The following is a 25,193-nucleotide window of genomic DNA, read 5'->3' as shown; positions in this document are numbered from 1 at the left end:
CGACATACCCCGACCAACCGCACGACAGTAAACCACCCGTCAGGCGCAGCGATGCGTCCTGACTCTGACCCGCGCCAAAGTAGGCGCACCCATAATTACTATGAATTCACGTTCTTCATCTTCCGGATTACCGCAAGAGCCTCAGGCGAGGCAGAGCTCAACCCCGAGCACGCCGCCAGGAGCGCAAGCAAACATTTCCCCCGACCAGCTTCAGCACTATCACACGAGCCTGAACGAATACATCAGCCAGGCACGTGAGCACGCCCAGGCGTTGCGTGCCAGCTACACCAACGAGGTGTACGAGCTCTGGCATCAGCATATTTCCACCAGCGCCGCCACCGATGAGGCGAGCATCGCCTCCGGCTCGTTGACCGCTCAGCAGCTTGAGGAGCTGACCCGCAAGTGGGTGCGCCTCATGCGTGAAAGCCGCGACATGCTGCATCACGAAAGCACTATTGCTGCGGCACGCGCCGCGGTTGAGACTAAGCCCCTCCCCGAGTAGGAATTCTCACTGTGGGAATTCCCCACGCAGTACATGCCTGCACAGTACATGCCTGCTTTGGGAAGGTACAAATAGGGCTAGCACTCCCCCTGTTTCTTCTATTGTTCATTTCCCCCTTTATTCAACGCACTTTCAGCGCACGCTCTGTACGTTGAAGCACCCCGCGATTCCGTCGCAATTCCGTGGCGGGGCGATCGAACCAAGCGATTAAGCCCTGCCCGGAATGCGTACTTCACACAACCTGCCCCCTTGCTATAGTTATGGATATTCAAAGACCCTAACTATGTTGCAGAAAGGGCGGGAATGTCCCACCAAAAACGCGTCCTGCGGCCTATACGTAGCGATGTTGCTCCCCCAGTTACTTCCCCACCGGTTTACCGTGGTGATATTGACGCGCGCGGCACGGCGCAAGACCTCGTCCCGCGCAGCTTGTGGGTCGATTTCTGGGACACTCTCTTCTTCATCTTCGCCGGCATCGCGGCCCTCGTGCTGACCTTCATGATTCTGGCGAATACGGTTGGCCATTCTTTCTGGGGTTTCCCTATTGCCTTCATTTTCTGGGCGGTCACCGCGTACCTGACGCTACCGCGTTTTCACGCCATCATGACCCGCATCTATGTGCCCGACTACTTTATTGGGCGCACCCGCACCCCGGACGGCCTGCTCGGCGACCCGGTCAATATCGGTCTGATTGGTACCGAGGAGCAGATTCACCAGGTCATGCAGGACGCAGGCTGGACCCGCGCTGACAACGTCCCCCTCGTCTCTTCCTGGAAGATTATTCTCTCCACCGTCACCCGCCGCTCCTACGCGGAGGCGCCCGTCTCCCCGCTGAAAATTTTTGGTAAGACGCAGGCTTTCGCCTACCAGAAGGAAGTGGACGGCAACCCCGAGAAGCGCCACCACGTGCGCTTCTGGAAAACCCCGGACGGCTGGCTTCTGCCAGGCGGTCACCAGGTGGATTGGTTGGCGGCGGGCACGTACGACTCTGGTGTGGGTTTCAGCTTCTTCACCCTGCAGGTCACGCACCGCATTGATGCTGAAACCGACTTTGAACGCGACTACATTGTGGAGTCCATTCAGTACGCCCACCCGGAAACTCACGTTGAGATTCTGCACGATTTTTCCTCCGGCTACCACGCCCGTAACGGTGGCGGCGACGCGATCCGTACGGACGGCGCACTCCCGGTCATCGTCCTGAACAATGAGGGCCTGGAGCCGCAGGAGCAGGAAGAAATTCACCTCTCCAGTGCGCACGACCTGGCGTACCGCATGCCGCTGAGCCTGCTGGTTGGTTCGGGTATGCTCATCGCTGTGACCCTCGCCGACATTGTCAACAGCGTCATTTTGGCGCTCAGCCGCCCGGCACTTCGCGCCAAGCTGTTGGAGGAAGGCTCCGGCAACGATATTGAGCTGCTGGACCTCTTCGATCAGGTGGATAGCAACGTGCTGCTCACCATTACCGGCACCGTGCTGGTGGGTTTTGTAGCAATTTATTCGGCGGTGCACCTGTTCCTGCTGTGGAGCACGCTACGCGGCTCCTCGAAGGCCCGCCGTCTGGCTCTGCTGTTGACTGCGTTGAACTTCGCAGCGATTACCGGCGGTGTGCTGTGGGGCCACCAGTCCCTGCCGCTGTCCACGATTTTCTTCCAGCTGGGTGTTGCGGTGTTTGCGATGCTGGCGTTCACCTCGGATGCGGCGGTCCAGTACACGGCAACCCGCACCTTCCACATGCGCGATACGAAGATCGTGCAGCGCGCAACGCACCCGAAGGTTCTCGAGCACAGGGCACAGCGCAAGGCTCAGAAAGCCCAGAAAGCGCAGAAGACGCACAATGCGCAGAAGGCACGCAAAGCTACCTCTGCAAGCAACGCTCACCGCGCGTAGATTGCACGTTTCAGCGCAACATAGTGAATAGAAAAGTACCGCCCGGTCAGTACATGATCGGGCGGTACTTTTTTGCTCTGCAGCCGCAGACTCTACCGGGCCTGCGCGCATTGCAGGAATCTCAGCACATTGCAGGCTTCTTAGGCTTCACCCTTTTCGCCGTGGAAAATCGGGCCCACGTTACGGGGGCGCTTGAGCTCAAAGAAGCCGGGGTAGGAAGCCAGCGCCAGGGCGCCGTCGAAGAGCTTACCTGCCTCTTCACCGGCGGGGCTCGGGGAGATGACCGGGCCGAAGAAAGCGGTGCCGTTAATGGAAATCAGCGGAACACCCACATCGGTGCCGCCCACGGTCTCCAGTGCCAGATCCAGGGAGGCGCGCATCTGCTCATCGTACTGGTCGGTGAAGGCGACATCCACCAGCTCTGCGGGCAGGTTGACCTCTTCCAGCGCCTTGACGATTGCGTCGCGGTAGGAATCAGCCTTGTTGTCGTTGTGGTGAATCTGCTCGCCCAGAGCGTCGTAGAGGGGCTTGATGACCTCGTTGCCGTGCAGCTCGCGCACAGCGGTAATGAGGCGGGCAGGCGCCCAGGACTTGTTCATCGCTGCCTGGTAGCTGGCGGGCAGGTCGCGGCCCTGGTTGTGCATGGACAGGGAGAAGGGACGCCAGGTCACCTCAACATTACGGACCTTCTGCACCTCGCCAATCCAGCGGGAGGTAATCCAGCACCAGGGGCAGATCGGGTCGAACCAGAAATCAATCTGTGCGGGTGCGTTCTCAGTCATGAGTGTTCCTCTCTCATACGGTTGCGCCAGCCGCTTCTATGAGCCGGCGCTTATTCTTCGGTACACGCTCATCAGGACATGCCAGCGAGAGCAGTACCTGCTAGTGAGCCGTCACCCCGTATAACCGGGGCGACGGCTTCTTTATTCCCTAGCCTGTTCGGCTGGAAGTATTCGGTTATGCCGCCTGACGGTCCGCGGCCTTCAGGGAGGCGGTCTTCGCCTCCCCCTTCACGGTGCGGGTGGTCTCGGTTTCGGGGTCGGGCGCCTGCAGTACGTAGCGAGGCTCCGCACCGTTAAGCACGGTGTCCTCACCGATGACGATGGACACCACATCGGTGCGGTCCGGGATGTCGAACATAATCGGCTGCAGAATCTGCTCCATCATGGCGCGCAGGCCGCGGGCACCGGTGCCGCGTTCGGCGGCGAGGCGGGCAATAGCCGCGATCGCAGCGTCATCGATGACCAGGTCCACGCCGTCCAAGGCGAAGAGGTGACGGTACTGCTTGAGCAGCGCGTTCTTCGGCTCGGTCAGCACGCGAGCTAGCTCTTCTTCGTTGAGCTCGCTCAGGGTCGAGATGACCGGCAGGCGGCCAATCAGCTCGGGGATGATACCGTAGTGCGCCAGGTCCTCGGGCATGATCTGGTCCAGCGGGTTCTTCACGGAACCGCTCAGTTCAGCAGCGAAACCGATGCCACCGGCACCCACGCGGGCCGCGATGCGGTCGTCGATATTGTCGAAGGCGCCAGCCACGATGAAGAGAATGTTCGAGGTATCAATCTCAATGTTCGCGTGCGCCGGGTGCTTGCGGCCGCCCTCCGGGGGTACGGTCGCCACGGTGCCCTCAATAATCTTCAGCAGCGCCTGCTGCACGCCCTCACCGGACACGTCACGGGTGATGGAGAGGTTCTCGCCACCCTTACGGGCAATCTTGTCGATCTCGTCAATGTAGATGATGCCGCGCTGAGCCTTGGCAATATCGCCGTCAGCGGCGTTGATGAGGCGCAGCAGAATGTTCTCCACGTCGTCACCCACGTAGCCCGCCTCGGTGAGGGTGGTTGCGTCGACCAGGGCGAAGGGCACATCCAGCTTCTTCGCCAGGGTTGCCGCCAGGTAGGTTTTACCGCAACCGGTCGGGCCGAGCATCAGAATATTCGACTTGCCCAGCTCCACCTGCTCCCCCGCGGTCGCCGAAAGAATGCGGGAGGTCAGCACCGGGTTGTCAATATCGTGGATGCGCTTGTAGTGGTTGTACACCGCCACCGCCAGGGTGCGCTTCGCCGCGTCCTGACCGATGACGTAGTCGTTGAGGTAGCTGTAAATTTCGCGCGGAGTAGCCAGCTGAGATGCAGGCGCCGCCGCGGAGGATTTCACCTTCAGACGCTCTTCAGCGAGGATCTCTTCGCACAGCTCCACGCATTCGTCGCAGATAGAAACATTCGGGCCGAGCACAATCTTAAAAACCTGCGCGCGAGTCTTCTTGCAGAAGGAGCATCGCATGCTGGCGTTGGGCTGTTCGGGAGGCACAATGACGTCTGTGGCCACGAAAATTCCCTTTCGATCGGCGTGGTGAAATCGGCGCAGAAGGGTCAGTGACCTGATGTCTGCGGTGATTTCTCAGGAGGAGCACCGGCGGGTGGTGGGCGCCCTAGTTTGAGTGAGAAAACGGTATGAAATACTCGAATTTTCTCCTTTTCTAAGGCTACCGGAGTTCACCCCGGAACCAAGAATTACGCACCGCAAATGAACGGACTTACCGGGCATATGACAAAGCGCGTCTTTTATGACGGCGGCAGGAACTTCCACACCCCGATATGACGGTGATTCACAAGGGTAAAGTGCAGGTCAGAGTCACCTACTGAAGCACCACACGGAGACCCACCAAATACACCCACGGTGCACAAAAAGAAGCGGCACCGCACCGCGCACCAGCCCGAAGGCTCGCACACGGGGCAATGCCGCCCCTCCCCCGAAAAATACTCGGGGATATTCCTCAAAACTAAAGTTTAGGTGTGGGAAATAGCGGTGTTGGTCGCAGGCTTACGCAACTTACGAGACTCCAGCACCTTGTCGACCAGGCCGTACTCCAGAGCAGCAGCCGCAGTCAGAATGTTGTCACGCTCAATGGAACGGTCAACTTCCTCGTAGGTCTTGCCCGAGTGCAGTGCCAGGGTCTGTGCAGTCCACTCACGCATACGCATAACCTCGTTCGCGTGAATCTCAATGTCAGATGCCTGACCGCCCTGCTGGCCGCTCAGCGCGGGCTGGTGAATCAGCACGCGAGCGTTCGGCAGTGCCAGACGCTTGCCGGGGGTACCGGCAGCCAGCAGAACCGCCGCAGCGGATGCCGCCTGACCCAGGCACACGGTCTGGATCTCGGGGCGGATGAACTGCATGGTGTCGTAGATAGCGGTCATTGCGGTGAAGGAGCCGCCGGGCGAGTTGATGTACAGGGTGATGTCACGCTCGGGGTCCTGTGCCTCCAGCACCAGCAGCTGAGCCATGATGTCGTCAGCGGATGCGTCGTCCACCTGGGTGCCCAGGAAGATGATGCGGTCCTCGAACAGCTTTGCGTACGGGTCCTGACGCTTGTAACCGTAGGGGGTGCGCTCCTCGAAGCTGGGGAGCACGTAGCGGTTGCTCGGCATAGCCGGCGCCGAGGTGGTGATATCGTTCGGCAGGTAGTTCATGTGCATCTCCCTTATGCGTTCTTCGATTCGGGCAGCTTACCGGCGGTGGTCGCAATGTGGTCGAAGAAGCCGTACTCCAGGCCCTCTTCCGCGTTGAACCAGTTGTCGCGGTCGTTATCCTTCAGGATGGTTTCCAGGCTCTTGCCGGTGCGCTCAGCGGTAATCTCTGCCAGGCGCTTCTTCATGTCCAGAATCAGCTCAGCCTGGGTGCGGATATCAGATGCGGTACCGCCAATACCACCGAGGGGCTGGTGCATGAGGATGCGGGCGTTCGGGGTTGCGTAGCGCTTGCCGATGGTGCCTGCGGTGAGCAGGAACTGACCCATGGATGCTGCCATACCGGTCACCACGGTCACCACGTCGTTCGGGATGAGCTGCATGGTGTCGTAGATTGCCATACCAGCGGTCACGGAGCCGCCGGGCGAGTTGATGTACAGGTAGATGTCTGCCTCGGGGTCTTCAGCCGAGAGCAACAGCATCTGGGAGCAGATGAGGTTGGCGTTGGAGTCGCGCACCTCGGAGCCGAGCCAGATAATGCGCTCCTTCAGGAGGCTGTTGTAGACGTAATCTTCCTGGGCACCAACGATGGGGGTTGCCATAGACGGCGCGGGCGCCACGCCGGCTGCCTGGGAGGCGCCGATGGGCAGAGGCATGTAGCTGGACATTCTTCCTCTTCTTCTCTAATGGGTCTTCGCTGCATCTTTGCGCGATTTACGCGCCGGAGCGCACGCGAAAAGTTTCGTTGCTACTACCTTACCGATAGTTGCTCTCCCCCGCTTCCCTTCGGGTTGTTCGTTCGCCAGGGGGTGAAGCAGAGGCGAAAACCTCGGTACGGAATAACTTGAGGGCGGAATAGTTTGGGGTGAAAAGAGCCTCAGCGGGCACCCAACCGGTAATTCGGTGGATGCCCGCTGAGGCTACACGTTTCAAGCAATCAGCGCACGCCCTCTAGCGGGGTGGCTTCTTGCAGACCGTGGCGGGGATTTAGGCAGCTGCCTCTTCGCCCTCGCCCAGGTACTTGGACAGGTCAACAACGTTGCCCTTGGTGTCCTTGACCACTGCGGTCTTCAGCACTGCTGCCAGAGCCTTGGAGCGGCGAACCTCGCCGACCAGTGCGCCTGCCTGGCCGGAGCCGTCCAGCATCTGTGCGAACTGGTTGGGGTCCATGCCGTACTGGGAGCTCATGGTGATGATGTAGTTGATCATCTCAGCCTGGTCGACGGTCACTTCTTCCTTGTCCGCAACAGCGTCGAGAACCATCTCGTTCTTGAATGCGGTCTCGGTGTTCTCGCGAACCTCGGCGCGGTGCTCCTCGGTGTCGTGGTCTGCTTCAGCGTTGGGGTTGTTGAAGTGCTGCTCGAGCTGGTCCTCGATAACCTTCTCGGGGACGGGGATCTCGACGAGCTCAACGAGCTTTGCGAGGACCTTGTCGCGTGCCTGGGTGCCCTGCTCGGCAACCTTAGCTTCTGCAACCTGCTTCTTGATGTCTTCCTTCAGCTCGTCGATGGTGTCGAACTCGGAAGCCAGCTGTGCGAACTCGTCATCAGCTGCGGGCAGCTCGCGCTCCTTGACTGCGGTGAGCTTGACCTTGATGACTGCCTGCTCACCTGCGTGCTCGCCGCCGGAGAGCTTGGTCTCGAAGGTTGCGTCCTCGCCAGCGGACAGGCCGGTCAGAGCCTCGTCGATGCCGTCGAGCATGGTGCCGGAACCGATCTGGTAGGACAGGTCGTTTGCTGCATCTACCTGCTCGCCGTCGATTTCTGCGGCGATGTCGATGGTCACGAAGTCCTTGTCAGCTGCGGGGCGCTCAACGGTCTTCAGGGTGCCGAAGCGCTCACGCAGAGCGTCCAGTGCCTGAACCTCGTCCTCAGCGGTGACCTCTACCTCGTCAACCTCAACCTCGAGGCCCTCGTAGTTGGGCAGCTCGATTTCGGGGCGGACGGTGACGGTGATGGTCAGCTTGACGTCTGCCTCACGGTTCTCGGTGGAGGGCTGGGACTGAACGTCCAGCTCGGGCTGTGCCAGGGGGGAGAGTTCGTTCTCGCCCAGTGCCTGTGCGTAGTAGTCGTTCAGAGCGTCGTTCAGGGATGCCTCGACGATGTAGTCGAAGCCCGCACGCTGCTCGATGAGCTGCTTGGGCAGCTTACCCTTGCGGAAGCCGGGAACGCTGATCTGACCCGAGAGGTTCTTGTAGGTGCGGTCCAGGTAGGGCTTGAATTCTGCGAAGGGAACCTCGACCTCAATCTTTGCGAGGGTCGGGTTGAGCTTCTCGACGGCGGTCTTCACGTCCGTGATCTCCTCATATAGTTTCGGTGCGGCACGAATCGTGTGTGCCGCGGTTGCTTAGTGGAAAGAGCGCCACGACCTTGTAGCGTCGCGGCAACCGTTTCACGTCGGGGCGACAGGATTCGAACCTGCGATCTCCTGCTCCCAAAGCAGGCGCGTTAGCCAAGCTACGCCACGCCCCGTGAAACCGACCGTGTTGCGCACTTGCGTGTTTAACACAGTCAGTGCCCTAGTTTACCTGTTTTCCCGCTAAATGCCCAACACAGCAGCTCGTGCGCGGTTTATTTCCACTGAGCGCGTACTCCCCTAATAAGGATGCGCAGACCGGCACAAAAAGAGGAGGCGAGCGCCCGCAAGAACCCGCAAAGCCAGCACACAAAACCGTGCCAACACGCCAAAGAGTTTGACAGCACAGATGGAACCTCGCTACTATGGTCAAGTTCCAATTCGGGGATGTAGCTTAATGGTAAAGCCTCAGTCTTCCAAACTGATTACGCGGGTTCGATTCCCGTCATCCCCTCCATGAAAAAGGCTCCGACGCAAGCGTCGGGGCCTTTTTACATTCCGGGGATTCCGGGAATCGCTTACGTCTAAAAGTTCCGAAAGCTTTCGAAACTTTTAGACTCCAGCCCGTCATCCCTCGAGAACTAATCTCCGGGAATCCCTTCCGCATGCGGATTTGTTTCCTCGCGCGCTCGGAATCCGCACGCTCCACCCTAACTTATATATACTTCTCAAGCACCTGCTGCGCCGAGACAATCGTGGCGAATTCATCGCGCAACGCCGCAATATTGTAGAGGTGCACCATCTCCGGGGAAAGAAAATCACCGGCACCATCAGAAAGAGCAAAGGTTACGCAGGCATCCTCAACAAGAGTCACCTGAAAACCATAATTTGCCGCCATCCGCACAGTGGTAGACACACAATGCGGCAGCGTACAACCCATCACCATGAGCCGATCAATCCCGCGTTCACGCAGATAGGCAAGCAGATTTGTACCAATAAATGCGCTATTCACATTTTTTGTAAATACCTTCTCCCCCGCACGAGGCTCAAATCCGCTCTGAAACCTAATATTTTCCTCATCGTAAAAGAAGGAGCTCGAATCCGTTCCCCGATGCTGAATATGGATTATTTCGCGCCCTGAACAGCGGAAATCCTCCATAATCTTCTGCATCTTCTCTTCCGCACCGTCATTATTTCTAGCCGGTAGCTGCGGATGCAGAAACCCCCTCTGAACATCCACCACCAATAGAGCCTCAGCCATTGTTCTTCTCCTCCTGTAGCTACTTCTGGCAGCCGGGGCACCAGTAGAGTTTGCGGCCGGCGATTTCTTCCATGCGGATGGTGGTTCCGCAGCGGCGGCAGGGCTCGCCGTGGTGCATGTACACATAGTTGGCGTGGTCGGGCCACGCTTCGGTTTCGGGTACGCCGGGGCGGTCTTCGGGCTCGGTGGTGATGATGCGCCCCACGCGCACGCCGATGACCAGCAGGTGCTTATTGTCTTCCCAGAGTCGCTCCAGCTCCTCGTCACTGAGGCTCTTGCCGGGGCGTAGCGGATCAATTTCCTGGCGGTACAGCGACTCAGCGCGGAAGATATTGCCCACGCCGGAGATTGCCGCCTGATCCATCAGAATCACGCCAATCGGGCGGGAGCTCTTGCGTGCCGCGCGGTAGAACTGTTCGGGGTCGGCATCCGGGTTGAGCGGGTCGGGGCCGAGCTTGGAGCGGACGGTGCGCACCTCCTCCGGGGTGAGGGTACGGCAGATAGTAGGGCCCACCAGGTCCGCCCAGCCATGCTCCGAAACAATACGGCAACGCACCGTACCCTTCGGTTCGGGAGGACCGGCGTAGGGTTCCCCCTCCCCCGCCGCGTATTCTTTTTCGCCGATCTTGCGGGGCGCGCCAATGCTCGAAGCACCCGTGAACGTCTCATCCCCACCGAAGCTCCAGTTACCGTAAATACCCAGGTGCACGTTCAGGGTCAGGTCGTTCTCGAAGGTCACGAACAGGTGCTTACCGTGCGCGTACGCCCCGGTGATGGTGTGCCCATCCAGCAGGGCGGCACCCTCGGCGTAGCGGCCCTGCGGGGAGGAAACCTGCACGCGCTCGCCGGTGAAGACGTCACTGATTTGGCGGGCGATACGGTGGATGGAGTGGCCTTCGGGCACGGGTTCTCCTCGAAAACTTGTCGGCTAGAAATAGTGCGGATTATATAGGGTGCAAAGACGACTGAGGCGCATAGCCTGCACTATGCGCCTCAGATTTTAGAGCTTAGGCAGCGTCAATCTGCTTGCCGGCAATGTCGCCGGTCTGCTCGTACTCAGCCAGCTGACCGATACGGCGTGCGTGACGCTCCTCGTTGGTCCAGGGGGTAGCCAGGAAGACCTTGATGATTTCCAGTGCTTCTTCCTTGCTGTGCTGGCGGCCGCCCACAGCTACAACCTGTGCGTTGTTGTGCTCGCGAGCCAGTGCCGCGGTGTCGTGGTTCCATGCCAGAGCCGCGCGGATACCATCAACCTTGTTCGCAGCCATCTGCTCACCGTTGCCGCTACCGCCCAGCACAATACCCAGGGAGTCCAGGCCAGCCTCGCGGTCACGCTTCACGCCAAGGGCTGCGTTAATGCAGAACGAGGGGTAGTCGTCCAGCGGGTCGTAGTCGGCGGGGCCGTGGTCAATCATTTCGTAGCCCTCAGCGGTGAGGGACTCGATCAGGTAGTGGCTCAGTTCGAGGCCAGCGTGGTCGGTTGCGATGTGTACGCGCATGGTACTCTCCTGGTGATTTTGTCTTGGTGTGACGTGCGTTTGTGCGTTCGTGGGAGGCACCGGTTCTCAGTTCTGAGCGCCGTTGCTAGAGTGCGCCGCGCATCCATCAGGTGGGATACGCTTCCCCGTTTGGGTTTTTTCTGTCTTAACTGTATCGAATTCGCGCGGGTTCGGGTAATGCGAAGCCTTCTAGACCCCCACCTATACGGTAGACTGTGGGATATGGCACTTTTTGGTGTCCCGATTCGCCGCGCCCAAACTTGAACGCCTCCAGCGCTACGTATGCAGCGTCGCAGGAGCCGCGCACCTCGGGAACCAGCGCACCATGACAGGGCGTGTCAACATGGCACGCTATTCACATCTAAGGAGAGGGAGCTGTATGCCCGGCCTGAACCTAACCCGCAATGAGGCAACCGAACGCGCATCCATTATTAAGCGCGTGCACTCGTACCGTATTGAACTCGACCTGCCGAAGGACAAAGACGTCTTCTCCTCGAAGGTTGAAATTCGCTTCGACGCGCAGGAAGGTGCCTCCACCTTCATTGACGCCATCACCTCCTCGGTCAAGTCCATTAACCTCAACGGCGAAGAGCTGAGCACCGACCTGGCGGACGGCGAGCGCATCCAGCTGCCGAACCTTGCTGCTGAGAACACCCTGGTCATTGACGCTGAGATGTTCTACACCAACACCGGTGAGGGTCTGCACCGTTTCGTGGACCCCGCCGACGGCGAAGTGTACCTGTACTCCCAGTTTGAGGTGCCGGACTCCCGCCGCGTGTTCCCCGTCTTCGAGCAGCCCGACCTGAAGGCTGAATTCGAGTTCATCGTGCGTGTTCCCTCGCACTGGGTGGTTGTGTCTAACCAGCCCGAGGTGAAGGTTGAGGAGAAGGAGTGCGGTTGCGGCCGTGCGAAGACTTGGTTCTTCAAGCCGACCCCGCGCATGTCTTCGTACATTACCGCGATTGTCGCTGGCCCCTACGAGAAGGTCACCAGCGAGCTGACCAACTCTGAGGGTCGCGTGATTCCGCTGGGCGTGTACGCTCGTAAGTCCCTCATGCCGTTTGTGGATGCTGAGGACATGTTTGAGCTGACCCGTCAGGGCTTCGAGTTCTACGAGGAGCAGTTCAAGACCCCGTACCCGTTCGAGAAGTACGATCAGCTGTTCGTGCCCGAGTTCAACGCTGGTGCAATGGAGAACGCTGGCTGTGTGACCTACCTGGAGACTTACGTCTTCCGCTCCAAGGTTGCGGAGGCCCTGCGTGAGCGCCGCGCTATCACCGTTCTGCACGAGCTGGCTCACATGTGGTTCGGCGACCTGGTCACCATGAAGTGGTGGAACGACCTGTGGCTGAACGAGTCTTTCGCTGAGTTCATGTCGACCCTGGCTGCTGCGGAGAACACCCGCTACGCGAAGGAGGCGTGGGCCACCTTCGCCGCGTCGGAGAAGACCTGGGCGTACCGTCAGGATCAGCTGTCTTCGACTCACCCGATTGTGGCTGAGATTCGTGACCTTGCCGATGTTCAGGTGAACTTCGACGGCATTACGTACGCGAAGGGCGCTTCGGTGCTGCGTCAGATGGTGGCATGGGTTGGCCAGGAGAACTTCATGGCTGCTCTGAAGGTGTACTTCGATAAGCACAGCTGGGGCAACACCGTTCTGGATGACCTGCTGGTTGAGCTGGAGCGCACCTCCGGCCGTGACGTGCGTGCGTGGAGCGCTAAGTGGCTTGAGACCGCTGGCGTGAACACTCTCGCCGTTGAGATTGAGAACGACGAGGCGGGCAACATTTCGAACCTGGGTATCCGCCAGTCCTACGCTGAGGGCTTCGAGACCCTGCGCCCGCACCGTGCCGTGATTGGTTTCTACAACCTGGTGGACGGCAAGCTGACCCGCACCGACCGCATCGAGCTGGACATTGACGGCGAGCTGACCGTGGTTGAGGAGGCTATCGGCAAGAAGCGCCCCGACCTGCTGCTGCTGAACGATGAGGATCTGGCGTACGCTAAGATTCGCCTGGACGAGCGTTCCATCGAGACCGCTATCAAGCACCTGGGCGACATTGATTCGTCCGTGGCTCGCGGCGTGGTCTGGGGTTCGCTCTGGGATACCGTGCGTGACGCTCAGATGCCGGCGCGTAAGTACGTTGACCTGGTGCTGAACAACATCGGTAAGGAGACCAACTCCACCGCTCTGCGCACCCAGATCAACAACCTGTCCGCTACCCTGCACTCCTTCGTGGCTCCCGAGGCTCGCGAGGAGACCCGCCACCGTGCCGCTGACCGTCTCTGGGAGCTGGCATGCGTTGCAGAGCCCGATTCGGATGCTCAGCTTCAGCTGCTGCAGGCGTTCATCAACCAGACCCGCACCGAGGAGCAGTACGACAACGTGCAGCGTCTCTTCGAGGGTGAGCTGACCCTTGAGGGCCTGGATATTGACGCCGACCTGCGTTGGAACCTGGTGTGCCGCCTGGCTACCGGTGGCCGTTTCTCCGCCGAGCAGATTGCTGCGGAGCTGGAGAACGACAACACTGCAAACGGTCAGCAGTACGCCGCTCAGGCATACGCGTCGATTCCGACTGCGGAGGCTAAGGCTGAGTACTGGAACAAGATCATGGTGACCGGCGAGCTGTCGAACATGATTCAGCGTTACGCTATTTCCGGTTTCAAGTCCGGCAAGCCCGAGCTGATTGCCCAGTACAATGAGCCGTACTTCGAGCAGATTGAGGGTATTTGGCGTTCGCGTTCGCACGAGATTTCCATGCAGATTATTGGTGGCATGTACCCGAGCGAGCCGACCGCTGAGCTGCTGGAACGTACCGAGGCGTACCTGGCTTCTCTGCCTGAGGATGCTGCGGCTCTGTACCGTCAGATTGCGGAGGCACGCGACGGCGTGGCTCGTGCACTGAAGGTTCAGGCTGCTGACATTTAACAATGCTTATGAGCTGAGGCGGGTTCGCCACCTGCTCTCATAGGTTTTTGCTCATAGGTTTTTACTCATGGGTTTTTATTCGTCCCCTTCTACCCCGATTCGGGGTGGGAGGGGACGTTTCTATATGGGGTTTATGCCGGTTCTATTTTGAGTTGTGCCCCAAGTTGCACACCGGTTTGCATACAGGTTTGCGCACCGAGTCTAATTCTTGTCACTGCGGTGCATATTTTTTGTTATTTTCATTTGAATATCCCTCAAAAGCTCTCTACTTGGGGTTGCGCCTATCGTATACTGTTGTGCATGCCTTCTATCAAGTCTCCTATCGCGAAAGTTTCTCTGACCGGCACAATCCTTGCTGTGGTTGCCGCCGGTTCCTTTGGCGTGTACTCCGCAGGAGGCTTCATCGCGCCCGGTGGCACCGCCGCTACCGCTGCTGCGGGCGCCGAGCCTACCCAGTCGGCGCAGGAAAGCCCCAGCGAGTCCCCCTCCCCCGAGCCGACTCCGGAACCGACCACCCCGGCGCAGAAGATGGAACGCACCGCGCAGAACGCCTTCGGCAAGGAGGGCGCGCAGGCAACCGGTGAGATTCAGGCGCCGTTCCCCACCTCCGCTGATGCCGCCGACATGCTGGTTCAGCAGTTCAAGGGTGGCGTGGTCATGTACACCCCCAAGTACGGTCCGGTTGCGGTGGAATCCGGCGTCTACGAGCACTGGTGGAAGCAGCGCGGGTACAGCGACTTTGCCGGTTGGGAGGGTCTGCCGGTGAGCTGGCGATCCAAGAAGGGCGTTCTGTACACCAAGTTTGAGAAGGCTGAACTCTACTGGGATAAGGCGAACGGTCTGCCGCGTAACACCAATGTTCTTGGCGCTAAGGATGCCCTGGTGATTGGTGACTCGCAGGTGACCGCAACCTCCTGGGTTGGTTTGGGTCTGAAGCAGGCAGGTTTCGTCCCGTACCTGTTCCGTTGCGGCGGCATCGGTTTTGTGACTGCCCGCGAGGGTGTGTGCCCCTCCTACTATCAGGGTGTGATGGGTGGCCGTTGGGCTCTGCCGAGCGGTAACCCCGGCGTGATTTACCTGGACGCCTCCGGCAATGACATTTACATTCACGAGGATGAGACGAAGGCGCGCGAGCACGTGAACGCTCACCAGACTCAGGTCATTGAGCAGCTGCGACGTATGTACCCGTCGTCGAAGATTGTGTTCGGTGGTGTGGTGTCTATGGATGAGGCGTCTGCACCGGATAAGCAGGTGGCGCATAAGCGTCACGTGGCAAACGAGGTGGCAAGGCAGGGTGCCCGCGAGACCGGCGTGCTGTTCATGGACACCTCGGGCTGGCAGAGCCTCTACCTGGCTGAGGGTGACATGGCTGATGGCGTGCATCTGAAGGAGAAGGCGCACCATAAGCTGGCGGGCCCCTTTGCGACTCGTCTGCGTGAACTGCTCGGCACCGCGTAAACTAACTGTGTAATCAGCCGAGTACATCAGCTTCGATCAACGCATATAGCATTAGAATGAGGCGCCGGGAGGATTGAATCCTTCCGGCGCCTCATTCGTTTGAGTGGGTTACCCACCGCAGCTCTCAAGTTGGTGTGCGGGTTTTATGCCGCGACGTTTGCCTGGCGTTCCTTCGCCTCGGCCTTCTGGTGTGCGAGCACGCCCTCCGCAAGGCGACGCTTCTGACGCTCACGAGCGGCTTCCTTCTCACGCTGCTCGGCAGCCCAGGCGACCGGGTCAATGTCAATCGACTCGTAGTGCCATTCGCCAATGTAGTCGCGAATCGGGGCGACCCAGGTGACGGGAATGCCGCGGCGCAGGTACACCTCGTGGTCGGTGTCTTCAAAAGCGTGGATAATGCGGTTGCCGTCAGCAATCAGGGACTCAATGATGGAGTCTTTCCATGCGGGGCTGTTGGAGCCGTCGTTGCCGGGCTTAGCGAACACGTGCTTGGGTTCCAGACCTGCGCGGGCGATGAACTGGTTCAGTTCCTTCATGTAGGTGCCGTCTCGGCCGGTAATTACTACGACCTCTGCGCCGGTGTCTGCCGTGATTTCGCGAACACGGTCGGCAACTTCAACATTGACCGTTGCGTTACGGATGGCCTTGAAGAATCGGCGGTTGCTTGCGAAGAAACCGGTCAGGTACTTGTCCATCTGATCTCGGTTGCTGGCAAGGGTACCGTCAATGTCGACTGCAATCAGATCCATATAGGTCTCACTTTCGATCCGTACGGGAAGAATGCGCCTGGTGAGGGCGCGGCGGAAGAGTTCCCGTGCGGTGTGGCTGGTAATCGGTGTGTCAAAGACGCCCCGGTGAAAGGGCGTAGTCTTTCTAGAATACCCTATTTTCGTAAAGTAATGCCCTATCGAATGTCATTATTACAACTACCCTATTGATGTCATACAGCATAGAAAACCGCTGGTGGCGCAGGCAAAGAGCCCACACCACCAGCGTAAAGAGTCTAGAAATGTCTCGAGGAAAGTTAGAGTAGCGAACCGGACCCGCGGCGCACCAGCACCATACCGGCGGGCGCCACAATGCGCAGCCACTCCTCCGAACCAACATGCGCAGCGAACAGCGGCAGATCGCCCGTGAAGCCTTCCGGGATGAAACCAAACACGCGCAGGGCGAATGCCGCGCCGGTCGGCACAAGCACGGTATCGAACTCAGGTAGGTACTCCAGCACCATATCGGAGGACCAAATACGCGAGCGCACCGTAGAAAGCACAGCAGCGCCGGGGTTCTCGGGCAGGGCGCGTTCTACCGCCTCCAGGCCTTCTGCGGTGGCGCGGTGGAATTCTTCAACCGGGACGGTACCAACCTCGTACCAGCCGCTGAGCGGGGCTGACTTGCCAGCCCAGCTGGCGTTGACGGTCACCGGCGGCATGAACAGCACCAGCTGCGAGTTCTCTTCGTTACCCTGTTCTTCTGCCTGCTTCTGCAGACGCGCCAGTCGGTCCAGTAGCGCCTGCGCCTGTACGGTCATGTCCAGGGTCGAGTCAGCCAGCAGGTGCAGGGCGCGCAGACCCATAATGACCGGGGTGTCCGAGGAGGCGTCCTCCGGCTCCAGGGAGCAGGCGAACACCGCCACCACGCGGCCGCGCGCGGTCAGGCGGATAGCCGCATCCGGGTTGACCGCCAGAGCACGAGAAATGTAGGTGGCAAGATCCTTGACGACTGCGGCACCCTGGGCACCGCCGGGCAGAATCAGGTAGGGCTCCTCCACGCCTTCGTGGGGGTTGTACTTGAGCTCAATGGGTGCTGCCGCGTTCGATGCGCTGTTCTGGTCGGGAGCATTCTCCTGCACGGGGGTATTGTCAGGGATAGTTTCAGACGGCGTAGTCATTTCTGCTCCTTTTCGGCGTTGGCCTGCTCGGTGGCAAGTTGGTGGGTGATATATGCGATGGTGTGTTAGGCAGACGTTCCGGATCAACAATCCGAGTCATTGTTCCTAGTCAATGTTCCGAATCAACCTGTCGTGGTTGTCTCAGAGTATGCTCTCCCACTCTACGCCAGAAACCGGTTCATTGAAAACGTGCGAGAATAAAACCATGACCAAGCCCACTGTGACCCAAAACCTCATGCGGATGCTGGACCTCTCCCCCGTGGAGGCGGCGCCCGCCTCCTTCGGTAGTGATGAAGTGTCTACCGGCGTGACGCTCACCCGCGAGCAGCCGCGTACTTTCGGTGGTCAGGTTCTTGCCCAGTCGATTATTGCCGCCGACCGCACGGTGGAGGGCAAGGACATCCACTCGATTCACGCCTATTTTCTGCGTCCCGGCGATATTGAGCGTGAACTGTTCTTCGCCACTCAGCGTCTGAACGATAGCCGTTCCTTCTCGACCCGCCGCGTGCAGGTGTTCCAGGATGAAGCGCCCATGTTCTCGGCGATTATGTCTTTCCAGGCGGATAGCCGCGGCCCGGAGCACACCGCAGTGACCATGCCGGAGGTTCCGGACCCCGAATCGCTGCCGATGGTCAGCGACTACCTGGGTGAGCTGCCGCATCCGATTGCGCAGGCGGTGGCGTGGGAGCGCCCGATTGATATGCGCCACGTGGGCGCACCCCTGTACACTCAGCCGGATTCCTCCTCGACCCAGCCGCGTGCCTGCGTGTGGTTCAAGACCTTTGACCGCCTGGTGCACGCTGATGGTTCTGAGGCCTCGGAGGCGGAGCACCGCGCCGCTATCGCCTACGCTTCGGATTACCTGCCGCTGGAGCCGGCTCTGCGCCGTCACGGCAAGTTCTGGCTGGAGCCGGGCCTCAAGAGCGCCTCGCTGGATCACGCGATGTGGTTCCACCGTTCGGCGCGCGCCGATGAGTGGCTGCTGTACGTGCTAGATTCTCCGAGCGCGCAGGGTGGCCGTATGCTCGCGCAGGGTTCGATTTTCAATCGTTCCGGTGAGCTGGTGGCGACCGTGGCGCAGGAAATGATGTTCCGCCTGCCGGAATATCGATAAAGCAGAGCACCGCTAGGACTACCGGAAGGCGTCAGGCGAACCTGGCAGAGCATACAGAAAGACCGTGTGAGGTGGTTGTCTCACACGGTCTTTCTTATGTTCTAGTGTACGGTCTAGAAGCCGTTTGGAAGCTCTTATTTAGCTTCGCCGTCAATCACACCGTCCGGGGAAATGTGCACGGTGCTCTTGGTGCGGCGGGAAACAAAGAAGTCACCCACGAATACCAGACCGGTCACCAGAAGACCCAGTGCTGCCATCCATACTGCCGCCACGCCGTAGATTATCGGGAACAGCACCACGAGCAAGCCCAGAATAAGGGTACCAATAGCAGAGAGCTGCAGGTGGCGTCCGGCGGCGTAGCTCAGGTATTTCACGCCCTGGGCAGTCATCAGACGAATCAGCGCCCACATAATCATCCACGTACCCACAATGGTCGGGATGAAGGTTGCCTGTGCACCCACCGAGGCAGTCAGCAGAATCAGGCCAGCCACCACGGTCAAGATGCCGTCAACCAGGTCCCAGCCGGTACGTGCCTGCTTTGGCGTGCCGAAGTAACGTACCAGTTCAAACACGCCACCAAGCCACACCGAAATGGAGAACACATAACCCAGAACTACCAGCGGAATAGCGGGATTGGCGAACATGTAGATTGCCGCTGCAATCAGCAACAGACCGGTAACCAAGGACATCCAGTTATATTTTGAAAGCATAATGCTCTTCTCTTCGTAATCACATGTGTCAGTTGTACTTACGCACATACCCATTATAAACCGTAAATATGAAGTCCGCCACGATATATCGGTCGCCACTGAGCGAACTATTTCTACCGACGAATAACCCACCACGTAGCGGAACAACACGTGAGATAGCAGGACTATACCCCTTCCCCAGCAGACACAGCAAAGCCCCGCCTCCTCACGCTTCAACAGCGCAGGAGGCGGGGCTTACTACCGAACCAAACCCTATCGGGTCAGCTTGCGGTGCACCACGCGGTGCGGCTTAGCAGCCTCGGGGCCGAGGCGCTCAATCTTGTTCTTCTCGTAGGACTCGAAGTTACCCTCGAACCAGTACCACTGATCCGGGTTCTCATCGGTGCCCTCCCACGCCAGGATGTGGGTTGCCACGCGGTCCAGGAACCAACGGTCGTGAGAGACGACCACTGCACAGCCGGGGAATTCCAGCAGCGCATTTTCCAGGGATGCGAGGGTCTCAACGTCCAGGTCGTTAGTGGGCTCATCGAGCAGCAGCAGGTTACCGCCCTGCTTGAGGGTCAGCGCCAGGTTCAGACGGTTACGCTCACCACCGGAGAGCACACCCGCCTTCTTCTGCTGGTCCGGGCCCTTGAAGCCGAACGCGGAAACGTACGCACGCGAAGGCATTTCAACGTTGCCAACCTGGATGTAGTCCAGACCGTCAGAGACGACCTCCCAGAGGCTCTTCTCCGGGTCGATGTTCGCGCGGTTCTGGTCAACGTACGAGATCTTCACGGTCTCGCCGACCTTCAGCTCGCCGCCGTCCAGGGGCTCCAGGCCAACGATGGTCTTGAACAGGGTGGACTTACCCACACCGTTAGGACCAATCACACCCACGATGCCGTTACGGGGCAGGGAGAAGGACAGGCCGTTAATCAGGGAGCGACCGTCGAAGCCCTTCTGCAGGTTCTCAGCCTCAATAACGACGTTACCCAGGCGGGGTCCCGGAGGAATCTGAATCTCTTCGAAGTCAAGCTTGCGGGTCTTCTCAGCCTCCGCAGCCATCTCCTCGTAGCGTGCCAGACGAGCCTTCGACTTAGCCTGGCGGCCCTTAGCGTTGGAGCGGACCCAGTCCAGTTCCTCGCTCAGGCGCTTAGCGAGCTTAGCGTCCTTCTTGCCCTGAACTTCGAGGCGGGCGCGCTTCTTCTCCAGGTAGGTGGAGTAGTTGCCCTCGTAGGGGTACAGGTTACCGCGGTCAACCTCGGCGATCCATTCTGCCACGTGGTCGAGGAAGTAACGGTCGTGGGTAATCGCGATGACGGCACCCTCGTAGGACTGCAGGTGCTGCTCCAGCCAGAGCACGGACTCTGCGTCCAGGTGGTTGGTGGGCTCGTCGAGCAGCAGCAGGTCAGGCTTCTGCAGCAGCAGCTTGCACAGTGCCACGCGGCGGCGCTCACCACCGGAGAGGTGGGTGACGGGCATGTCAGCGGGCGGGCAGCGTAGCGCCTCCATTGCCTGCTCCAGCTGGGAGTCGAGGTCCCATGCGTTGGCGGCATCGATAGCTTCCTGCAGCTGACCCATTTCTTCCATGAGGGCGTCGAAGTCAGCGTCGGGCTCAGCCATGAGGGCGGAGATTTCGTTGAAGCGGTCCAGCTTGGACTTGATTTCGCCCACGCCTTCTTCAACGTTGCCCAGAACGGTCTTCTCTTCGTTCAGCGGCGGCTCCTGCATGAGGATACCCACGGTGTAGCCTGCGGTCAGGCGTGCCTCACCGTTGGAGGGCTGGTCGAGGCCAGCCATGATCTTCAGGATGGTCGACTTACCCGCACCGTTCGGGCCAACCATACCGATCTTGGCGCCGGGGAAGAACGACATCGTCACGTCGTTAAGGATGACCTTGTCGCCCACAGTCTTGCGGGCCTTGATCATCTGATAAATAAATTCAGCCATAGTTACCTATTTTAGCGTGATTCTGCGGCGCGCTGACGACTTAGTCAAATATTCCCCACCTTCAAGCATGCACGATTTTTAGTCACCTTCAGCCTGCGCGCGTTTACGTTCATAGGAGCGGGCGGCTCGGATGCGGTCACCACAACGCACGCTGCACCATCTACGTCGCGCATGGGTTCGTAACATGATGCGGTCGCAGTCGGGTGCTTCGCATTCAGAGAGTTTATCTGCTTCTTCGCCAGTCAGTAATGTGATGGCATCATAAGCGATGCGGGCGATGGCGTAATCCACCTCTTGGGTGAGGGGGTCTTCAATCCGCCGCGTGTACCGCCGGTTTTCTGCATCCCACGCTAGAGCGTTCATGGTGAGCGCTTCATGCGCTGTCTTATTAACGGCGTGAAGCGCACCCGGGTAGGGAGCGCGCTGCTCTAGGTACGCGTCAAACAGTTCTTTGATGACGTATCGAAAGCTGATGAATCTGCTGGCGCAATAGGCTTGTAGCTCATACGAGTTATTCACGATGTGGTGTTCGTGCGCCCATTCAGTGGCTGTTTCTGGGGTTCTGAGCAGATCGTATTGTTCGCCACCGGGTGTTGTATAGAGCGTATTTGCTAACGCTATGCAGGGGTGTTCTTGGCTTCCGGGTGCCGCAGGAAGGCGGGCGGTTCGGTGAGATTTTTCCATACTTCTCATGGTATCACTTGTATTTTTCCGTGAATATACCTATTGTTAATCACGGCAAAAATACATTTTATCCATGAGAGGAATACTTTTATGCCTGCAATTAACGTCATCACCGGCCCCACCGTCCTCATCGAATACGCGGGTTTGCGCTTCCTAACCGACCCCACCTTTGACGCACCTCAGGACTACGACTTGGGCATTACCGTTCTCAAGAAGACTGCCGGCGCACCCATCGCCCCTGAGTCAGCCCTCCCCATCGATGCAGTCCTGCTCTCGCACGACACCCACCCCGACAACCTTGACACCAGCGGTCGCGCCCTCCTCCCCAAGGTCGGTCACGTCATCACCACCGAAGACGGCGAAAAGAATCTTCAGGCAGAAGGCCTCACCAATGTCACCGGCCTGGCACCCTGGGATACCTTCATCGTGGCAAAGGGATCCACTGAAGTTACCGTCACCGCAATGCCTGCACTTCACGGCCCGAACATCCCCGAAATTCAGGAGGTAACCGGCCCCGTTATTGGCTTCCTCCTGCAGGCCGCAGGAGAACCGACCGTATATATTTCTGGCGACAACTCCGAACTTCACGTTGTAGAGGAAATTGCTCAGCGCATTGCGCCCGTTGATGACGCTATCCTTTTTGCGGGTGCAGCACGCCCCCTCGGACCCGAGCTCAGCGTAACCATGACCGCCGAAAATACCGCAAAGGCGGCAAAGCTTCTGGGCGCCCAGCGGGTGTACATTGCTCACACTGATTCCTGGGGCCACCTGGGTGAAGACTTGCAGGATACGATTCAGGCCTTTACCCGCGAGGGAATTGACCACAAGCTCATGAATAAGTAGGGCACTAAAAAAATCTGGGGTGTATGCAAACCACTGCATACACCCCAATTTTTGTATCAGCCCTTAGGTATCAACACTGTAGAACCACCAACAACCGGATAGACTCGAAGCTATGAGTACAAGCCCCTCCCCCAAACTTCTGGCGCCCGAAGACCTCGCACATGCCGTTGACTGCCTCGCGCTCGCCATGACGCTGGCAACGCGCGATCAGCCGTTCGGACCCGAGCACACGGTGTACCGGGTGGGCGGCAAGATATTTGCCATGTACACGGAGGGCATCGGCTACCCCATCGTGAACCTCAAAACCGACCCGGAAGAATCCGAGGTGCTGCGGCGTATCTACCCGAGCATCATCCCGGCATGGCACATGAATAAGCGGCACTGGATTTCCGTGGGTGCCGGCGAAGGCATAACCGAGCGGGTGCTAGAAGAGCTGGTGGAGGATGCGTACCTGCGCGTCATGTACTCACTACCCAAGGCGAAGCGACCCATCGAGTTCCGCGAGCGCCCGGTACCCGAAAAGCACTAGACAGAGAAACATGACGAGCATAGAAGGAACGACTTACCAAAGGCAACGTTTAACAGCGGAGCGGGTGAGCACCGGTCCGGACCACCGGCTTGCTCACCCGCTTTGCAAAGCACTTTCCTATCCACGGTTAGGAGGGTCATCAACCACAATGAACGCTCGAACCACCAAGCTCCCATCCCATATATTGCGGGGTTTAGTACCATGCACCACATGTGTGAATACGTGATAGTTGAGTCGGCACCCTTGCCAGACCTCCTATGCAGAGGAGGCGCTGACCTGGGTGCACTGAATATTCCCTTGAGTGACTCAGCTACGTCATGCGATGCAGCTGAGAGGGGATCGCTGTCCCCGCCCGAACTACCGACTCGGGCGAAGCGTGCTCTCGGGAACAATAATAACCTTTTTGCACCCTGGTGTCACTTTTGGATTGAGGTATTCCACCGGTTCCTATTGAGCGTATTTCAGGTGTTTTATAGTGCCGAACCCACATATCCAATCACAGCGAAATACCTGCGGATTTTAAGCCCCGAAAAATCAAGGAGGGGCCGCCCTAAACCCTCCTTATTTTGCCTCCACATGGGCTAATACCCACTTAAAGCAATATACAGAAAAGTTAGTGCGGCCCCTCACTATTTGAGATAAAAATGAGATAAACCCCTACTCAGAGCGATTACCGATGGGGTTTACCTATTAATTCCCCAGAGTGACCGGTTACTCGCCGCGACCCGTTAGTCGCTGAACTCCACCTTCTCGAAGCTCATGGTGCCATCAGCGTGAGAAACAACAGTATTCGGGTCACGCTCACGACGAGCCGCCGCGTACGCATCATGGCTTGCCTCATCAACCCAGCGGGTCACCACGAAATAGTCGCCGCCCTCATCCAGGGGGCGCCACAGCTCAAAACCCTCAAAGCCGGGGAAAGAGTCAGCGATGTGGCGGGCAGCGGCAAAGCGCTTCTCCAGCTCAGCACGGTTGTCGCCAACGACAGCCAAACGGTGAACCTTAACAACGGACATGTGTCCTCCTTCTGTTGAGTACGTGCTTTCAACGATGAAAGCGGGTTACAACCTCGCACCAGCTATAGGTGAGCTATGTTCTTAGCGAGGTTAACCTCAGAATAACGGTTCACGGGCACAAAAAATAGGGGTTAGCGCCAACTAACAGTTATATGACGCTAACCCCCATTCAGAGAATCACGAGGCACCCACAGGCACCCGTTCGAAGCTTAGGATTCCGGCTGGATCTGCACAGTATTAGGCTGCACGGTATTAGACTGTGCAGTATCAGGCTGTGCCGCCTGAGCCGCACTATCAGCCTGTGGTGCGGGGCTCTTCTTCGCCTTCTTCTGAGCCGCCTTCGCCGGGTTCGCAAAATGCACCCCGCGCTCAGCCAAGAAGCGGCGATCCTTCTTATCCCACTGCTCCACCGGGTACGCCTCCAACAGGTCCGGGCGGCGCTCCAGGGTGCGCTCAATCTGACGGTCACGACGCCAACGCGCAATCGCACCGTGATTACCCGACAGCAGCACCTCCGGCACCTCACGCTCACGCCACACCGCGGGCTTCGTGTACACCGGATACTCCAGCAGACCGCCCGTATGCGACTCCTCCTCCAGGGAGGCGGGGTTACCCATCGCGCCCGGAATCAGGCGGGTGATAGCCTCAATCATCGCCATGACCGCAACCTCACCGCCGTAGAGCACGTAATCGCCCAGGGACACGGGCATCACGCGGAAGCTCTCCTGCGCCCAGTCCAACACACGCTCATCAATGCCCTCGTAGCGCGCCGGAGCGAAGACAATATGCTTCTCCTCCGCCAGCTCATACGCCATCGCCTGATCGAAAACGGCACCCGCCGGGGACGGGACAATCAGCAGCGGGCGAGTATCAGCGGGGGTATCAGCAGCGGGCCCAGTGCCCTCAGACTCGGCACCCTCAGACGCATCTTCGGTAGCGTTTAGCGGGGAGGCGGCAAGCACCTCATCCAGAGCCAAACCCCACGGCTCCGCCTTCATCACCATGCCCGCGCCACCGCCATACGGGGTGTCGTCCACCGTGCGGTGACGGTCAAAGGTGTACTCACGCAGATCATGCAGGTGCAGATCCACCAGACCCTTCTCGCGCGCCTTACCCAGCAGGGACAGCTTCAGCGGCTCCAGGTACTCGGGGAAAATCGTGACCACATCGTAGCGCACG

22 protein-coding genes and 2 tRNA genes are annotated in these 25,193 nt (G+C 59.0%); 8 read left to right on the top strand and 16 right to left on the bottom strand.

The genetic code is table 11. From position 1 onward, the window contains the following. The first annotated feature begins 100 nt into the window (after positions 1-100). Positions 101-502: a hypothetical protein gene (locus HMPREF2836_RS09205; protein WP_141752098.1), complete on the top strand. Its 402-nt coding sequence runs from the start codon at positions 101-103 to the stop codon at positions 500-502. Positions 503-805: 303 nt separating this feature from the next. Continuing rightward, entirely contained in the window at positions 806-2,389 is a 1,584-nt protein-coding gene (locus HMPREF2836_RS03415) for an LssY C-terminal domain-containing protein (protein WP_070629452.1), read from the top strand. 140 nt (positions 2,390-2,529) lie between these two features. Here the strand turns inward: HMPREF2836_RS03415 and HMPREF2836_RS03410 are convergent, their stop codons facing one another. The 6 genes from HMPREF2836_RS03410 to HMPREF2836_RS03385 all read right to left on the bottom strand — a co-directional run bounded on the left by HMPREF2836_RS03410 (position 2,530) and on the right by HMPREF2836_RS03385 (position 8,327). Next, positions 2,530-3,171, bottom strand: coding sequence for a DsbA family oxidoreductase (locus tag HMPREF2836_RS03410; RefSeq protein ID WP_070629451.1), 642 nt, complete (start codon positions 3,169-3,171; stop codon positions 2,530-2,532). Positions 3,172-3,346: 175 nt separating this feature from the next. After that, the gene (gene clpX, locus HMPREF2836_RS03405) at positions 3,347-4,714 is read right to left on the bottom strand and encodes an ATP-dependent Clp protease ATP-binding subunit ClpX (RefSeq protein ID WP_070629450.1); all 1,368 of its coding nucleotides are present in this window, start codon (positions 4,712-4,714) and stop codon (positions 3,347-3,349) included. 461 nt (positions 4,715-5,175) lie between these two features. Continuing rightward, complete coding sequence (locus tag HMPREF2836_RS03400; protein ID WP_012903382.1) at positions 5,176-5,865, bottom strand: ATP-dependent Clp protease proteolytic subunit; 690 nt, start codon at positions 5,863-5,865, stop codon at positions 5,176-5,178. Positions 5,866-5,870: 5 nt separating this feature from the next. Then, positions 5,871-6,524, bottom strand: coding sequence for an ATP-dependent Clp protease proteolytic subunit (locus tag HMPREF2836_RS03395; protein ID WP_005505718.1), 654 nt, complete (start codon positions 6,522-6,524; stop codon positions 5,871-5,873). A gap of 319 nt (positions 6,525-6,843) precedes the next feature. Then, positions 6,844-8,145: a trigger factor gene (gene tig / locus HMPREF2836_RS03390; RefSeq protein WP_070506103.1), complete on the bottom strand. Its 1,302-nt coding sequence runs from the start codon at positions 8,143-8,145 to the stop codon at positions 6,844-6,846. A gap of 107 nt (positions 8,146-8,252) precedes the next feature. Further along, positions 8,253-8,327 (bottom strand) — tRNA-Pro (locus HMPREF2836_RS03385). Between the two features lie 267 nt (positions 8,328-8,594). On the opposite strand from HMPREF2836_RS03385, the gene HMPREF2836_RS03380 reads away from it, so the two are divergent. Continuing rightward, positions 8,595-8,668: transfer RNA gene (locus HMPREF2836_RS03380), tRNA-Gly, on the top strand. A 198-nt stretch (positions 8,669-8,866) separates the two neighbouring features. Here the strand turns inward: HMPREF2836_RS03380 and HMPREF2836_RS03375 are convergent. The 3 genes from HMPREF2836_RS03375 to HMPREF2836_RS03365 all read right to left on the bottom strand — a co-directional run bounded on the left by HMPREF2836_RS03375 (position 8,867) and on the right by HMPREF2836_RS03365 (position 10,911). Further along, positions 8,867-9,412: a cysteine hydrolase family protein gene (locus HMPREF2836_RS03375; RefSeq protein WP_070629449.1), complete on the bottom strand. Its 546-nt coding sequence runs from the start codon at positions 9,410-9,412 to the stop codon at positions 8,867-8,869. Between the two features lie 19 nt (positions 9,413-9,431). After that, a complete protein-coding gene (locus HMPREF2836_RS03370; RefSeq protein WP_070629448.1) occupies positions 9,432-10,316 on the bottom strand; it encodes an Fpg/Nei family DNA glycosylase in 885 nt (294 codons plus the stop codon). 103 nt (positions 10,317-10,419) lie between these two features. Next, positions 10,420-10,911 carry a ribose-5-phosphate isomerase gene (locus HMPREF2836_RS03365; protein ID WP_049327797.1) on the bottom strand — a complete coding sequence of 164 codons (492 nt, stop codon included), beginning with the start codon at positions 10,909-10,911 and terminating at the stop codon, positions 10,420-10,422. A gap of 379 nt (positions 10,912-11,290) precedes the next feature. Between HMPREF2836_RS03365 and pepN the strand changes: the two genes are divergently transcribed. After that, the gene (gene pepN, locus HMPREF2836_RS03360) at positions 11,291-13,840 is read left to right on the top strand and encodes an aminopeptidase N (protein WP_070629447.1); all 2,550 of its coding nucleotides are present in this window, start codon (positions 11,291-11,293) and stop codon (positions 13,838-13,840) included. Positions 13,841-14,140: 300 nt separating this feature from the next. Beyond that, positions 14,141-15,298, top strand: coding sequence for an SGNH/GDSL hydrolase family protein (locus tag HMPREF2836_RS03355; RefSeq protein WP_005508134.1), 1,158 nt, complete (start codon positions 14,141-14,143; stop codon positions 15,296-15,298). Positions 15,299-15,441: 143 nt separating this feature from the next. Here the strand turns inward: HMPREF2836_RS03355 and HMPREF2836_RS03350 are convergent, their stop codons facing one another. Beyond that, positions 15,442-16,047, bottom strand: a complete 606-nt coding sequence (locus tag HMPREF2836_RS03350) for a phosphatase domain-containing protein (protein WP_049342088.1) — start codon at positions 16,045-16,047, stop codon at positions 15,442-15,444. Between the two features lie 275 nt (positions 16,048-16,322). Further along, complete coding sequence (locus HMPREF2836_RS03345; RefSeq protein ID WP_070629445.1) at positions 16,323-17,186, bottom strand: DUF8185 domain-containing protein; 864 nt, start codon at positions 17,184-17,186, stop codon at positions 16,323-16,325. A gap of 205 nt (positions 17,187-17,391) precedes the next feature. Here HMPREF2836_RS03345 and HMPREF2836_RS03340 point away from each other — a divergent pair, with 205 nt between their 5' ends. After that, entirely contained in the window at positions 17,392-18,300 is a 909-nt protein-coding gene (locus HMPREF2836_RS03340) for an acyl-CoA thioesterase (RefSeq protein ID WP_070629444.1), read from the top strand. Positions 18,301-18,434: 134 nt separating this feature from the next. Here HMPREF2836_RS03340 and HMPREF2836_RS03335 read toward each other — a convergent pair whose 3' ends face one another. The 3 genes from HMPREF2836_RS03335 to HMPREF2836_RS03325 all read right to left on the bottom strand — a co-directional run bounded on the left by HMPREF2836_RS03335 (position 18,435) and on the right by HMPREF2836_RS03325 (position 21,626). Beyond that, positions 18,435-19,010, bottom strand: coding sequence for an HdeD family acid-resistance protein (locus HMPREF2836_RS03335; protein ID WP_135007788.1), 576 nt, complete (start codon positions 19,008-19,010; stop codon positions 18,435-18,437). A 252-nt stretch (positions 19,011-19,262) separates the two neighbouring features. Further along, positions 19,263-20,942 carry an energy-dependent translational throttle protein EttA gene (gene ettA, locus HMPREF2836_RS03330; protein ID WP_070599850.1) on the bottom strand — a complete coding sequence of 560 codons (1,680 nt, stop codon included), beginning with the start codon at positions 20,940-20,942 and terminating at the stop codon, positions 19,263-19,265. Positions 20,943-21,020: 78 nt separating this feature from the next. Beyond that, positions 21,021-21,626: a CGNR zinc finger domain-containing protein gene (locus HMPREF2836_RS03325; RefSeq protein WP_070615918.1), complete on the bottom strand. Its 606-nt coding sequence runs from the start codon at positions 21,624-21,626 to the stop codon at positions 21,021-21,023. A gap of 90 nt (positions 21,627-21,716) precedes the next feature. On the opposite strand from HMPREF2836_RS03325, the gene HMPREF2836_RS03320 reads away from it, so the two are divergent. Together HMPREF2836_RS03320 and HMPREF2836_RS03315 are read left to right on the top strand one after the other, a co-directional pair. Further along, positions 21,717-22,469, top strand: coding sequence for an MBL fold metallo-hydrolase (locus HMPREF2836_RS03320; protein ID WP_070615920.1), 753 nt, complete (start codon positions 21,717-21,719; stop codon positions 22,467-22,469). A 112-nt stretch (positions 22,470-22,581) separates the two neighbouring features. Next, entirely contained in the window at positions 22,582-22,998 is a 417-nt protein-coding gene (locus HMPREF2836_RS03315) for an MmcQ/YjbR family DNA-binding protein (RefSeq protein ID WP_070615922.1), read from the top strand. A 728-nt stretch (positions 22,999-23,726) separates the two neighbouring features. Here the strand turns inward: HMPREF2836_RS03315 and HMPREF2836_RS03310 are convergent. Then, entirely contained in the window at positions 23,727-24,014 is a 288-nt protein-coding gene (locus HMPREF2836_RS03310; protein WP_049327787.1) for an antibiotic biosynthesis monooxygenase family protein, read from the bottom strand. 209 nt (positions 24,015-24,223) lie between these two features. Continuing rightward, a complete protein-coding gene (gene trmD / locus HMPREF2836_RS03305) occupies positions 24,224-25,192 on the bottom strand; it encodes a tRNA (guanosine(37)-N1)-methyltransferase TrmD (protein ID WP_070615924.1) in 969 nt (322 codons plus the stop codon). Position 25,193 lies beyond the last annotated feature (1 nt).

The sequence above is a fragment of the Rothia sp. HMSC065C12 genome (assembly GCF_001812085.1).
GTDB lineage: Bacteria > Actinomycetota > Actinomycetes > Actinomycetales > Micrococcaceae > Rothia > Rothia mucilaginosa.
The sequence above is the reverse complement of the archived record's forward strand: the minus strand, read 5'-3'. Positions and strand labels throughout refer to the sequence as shown.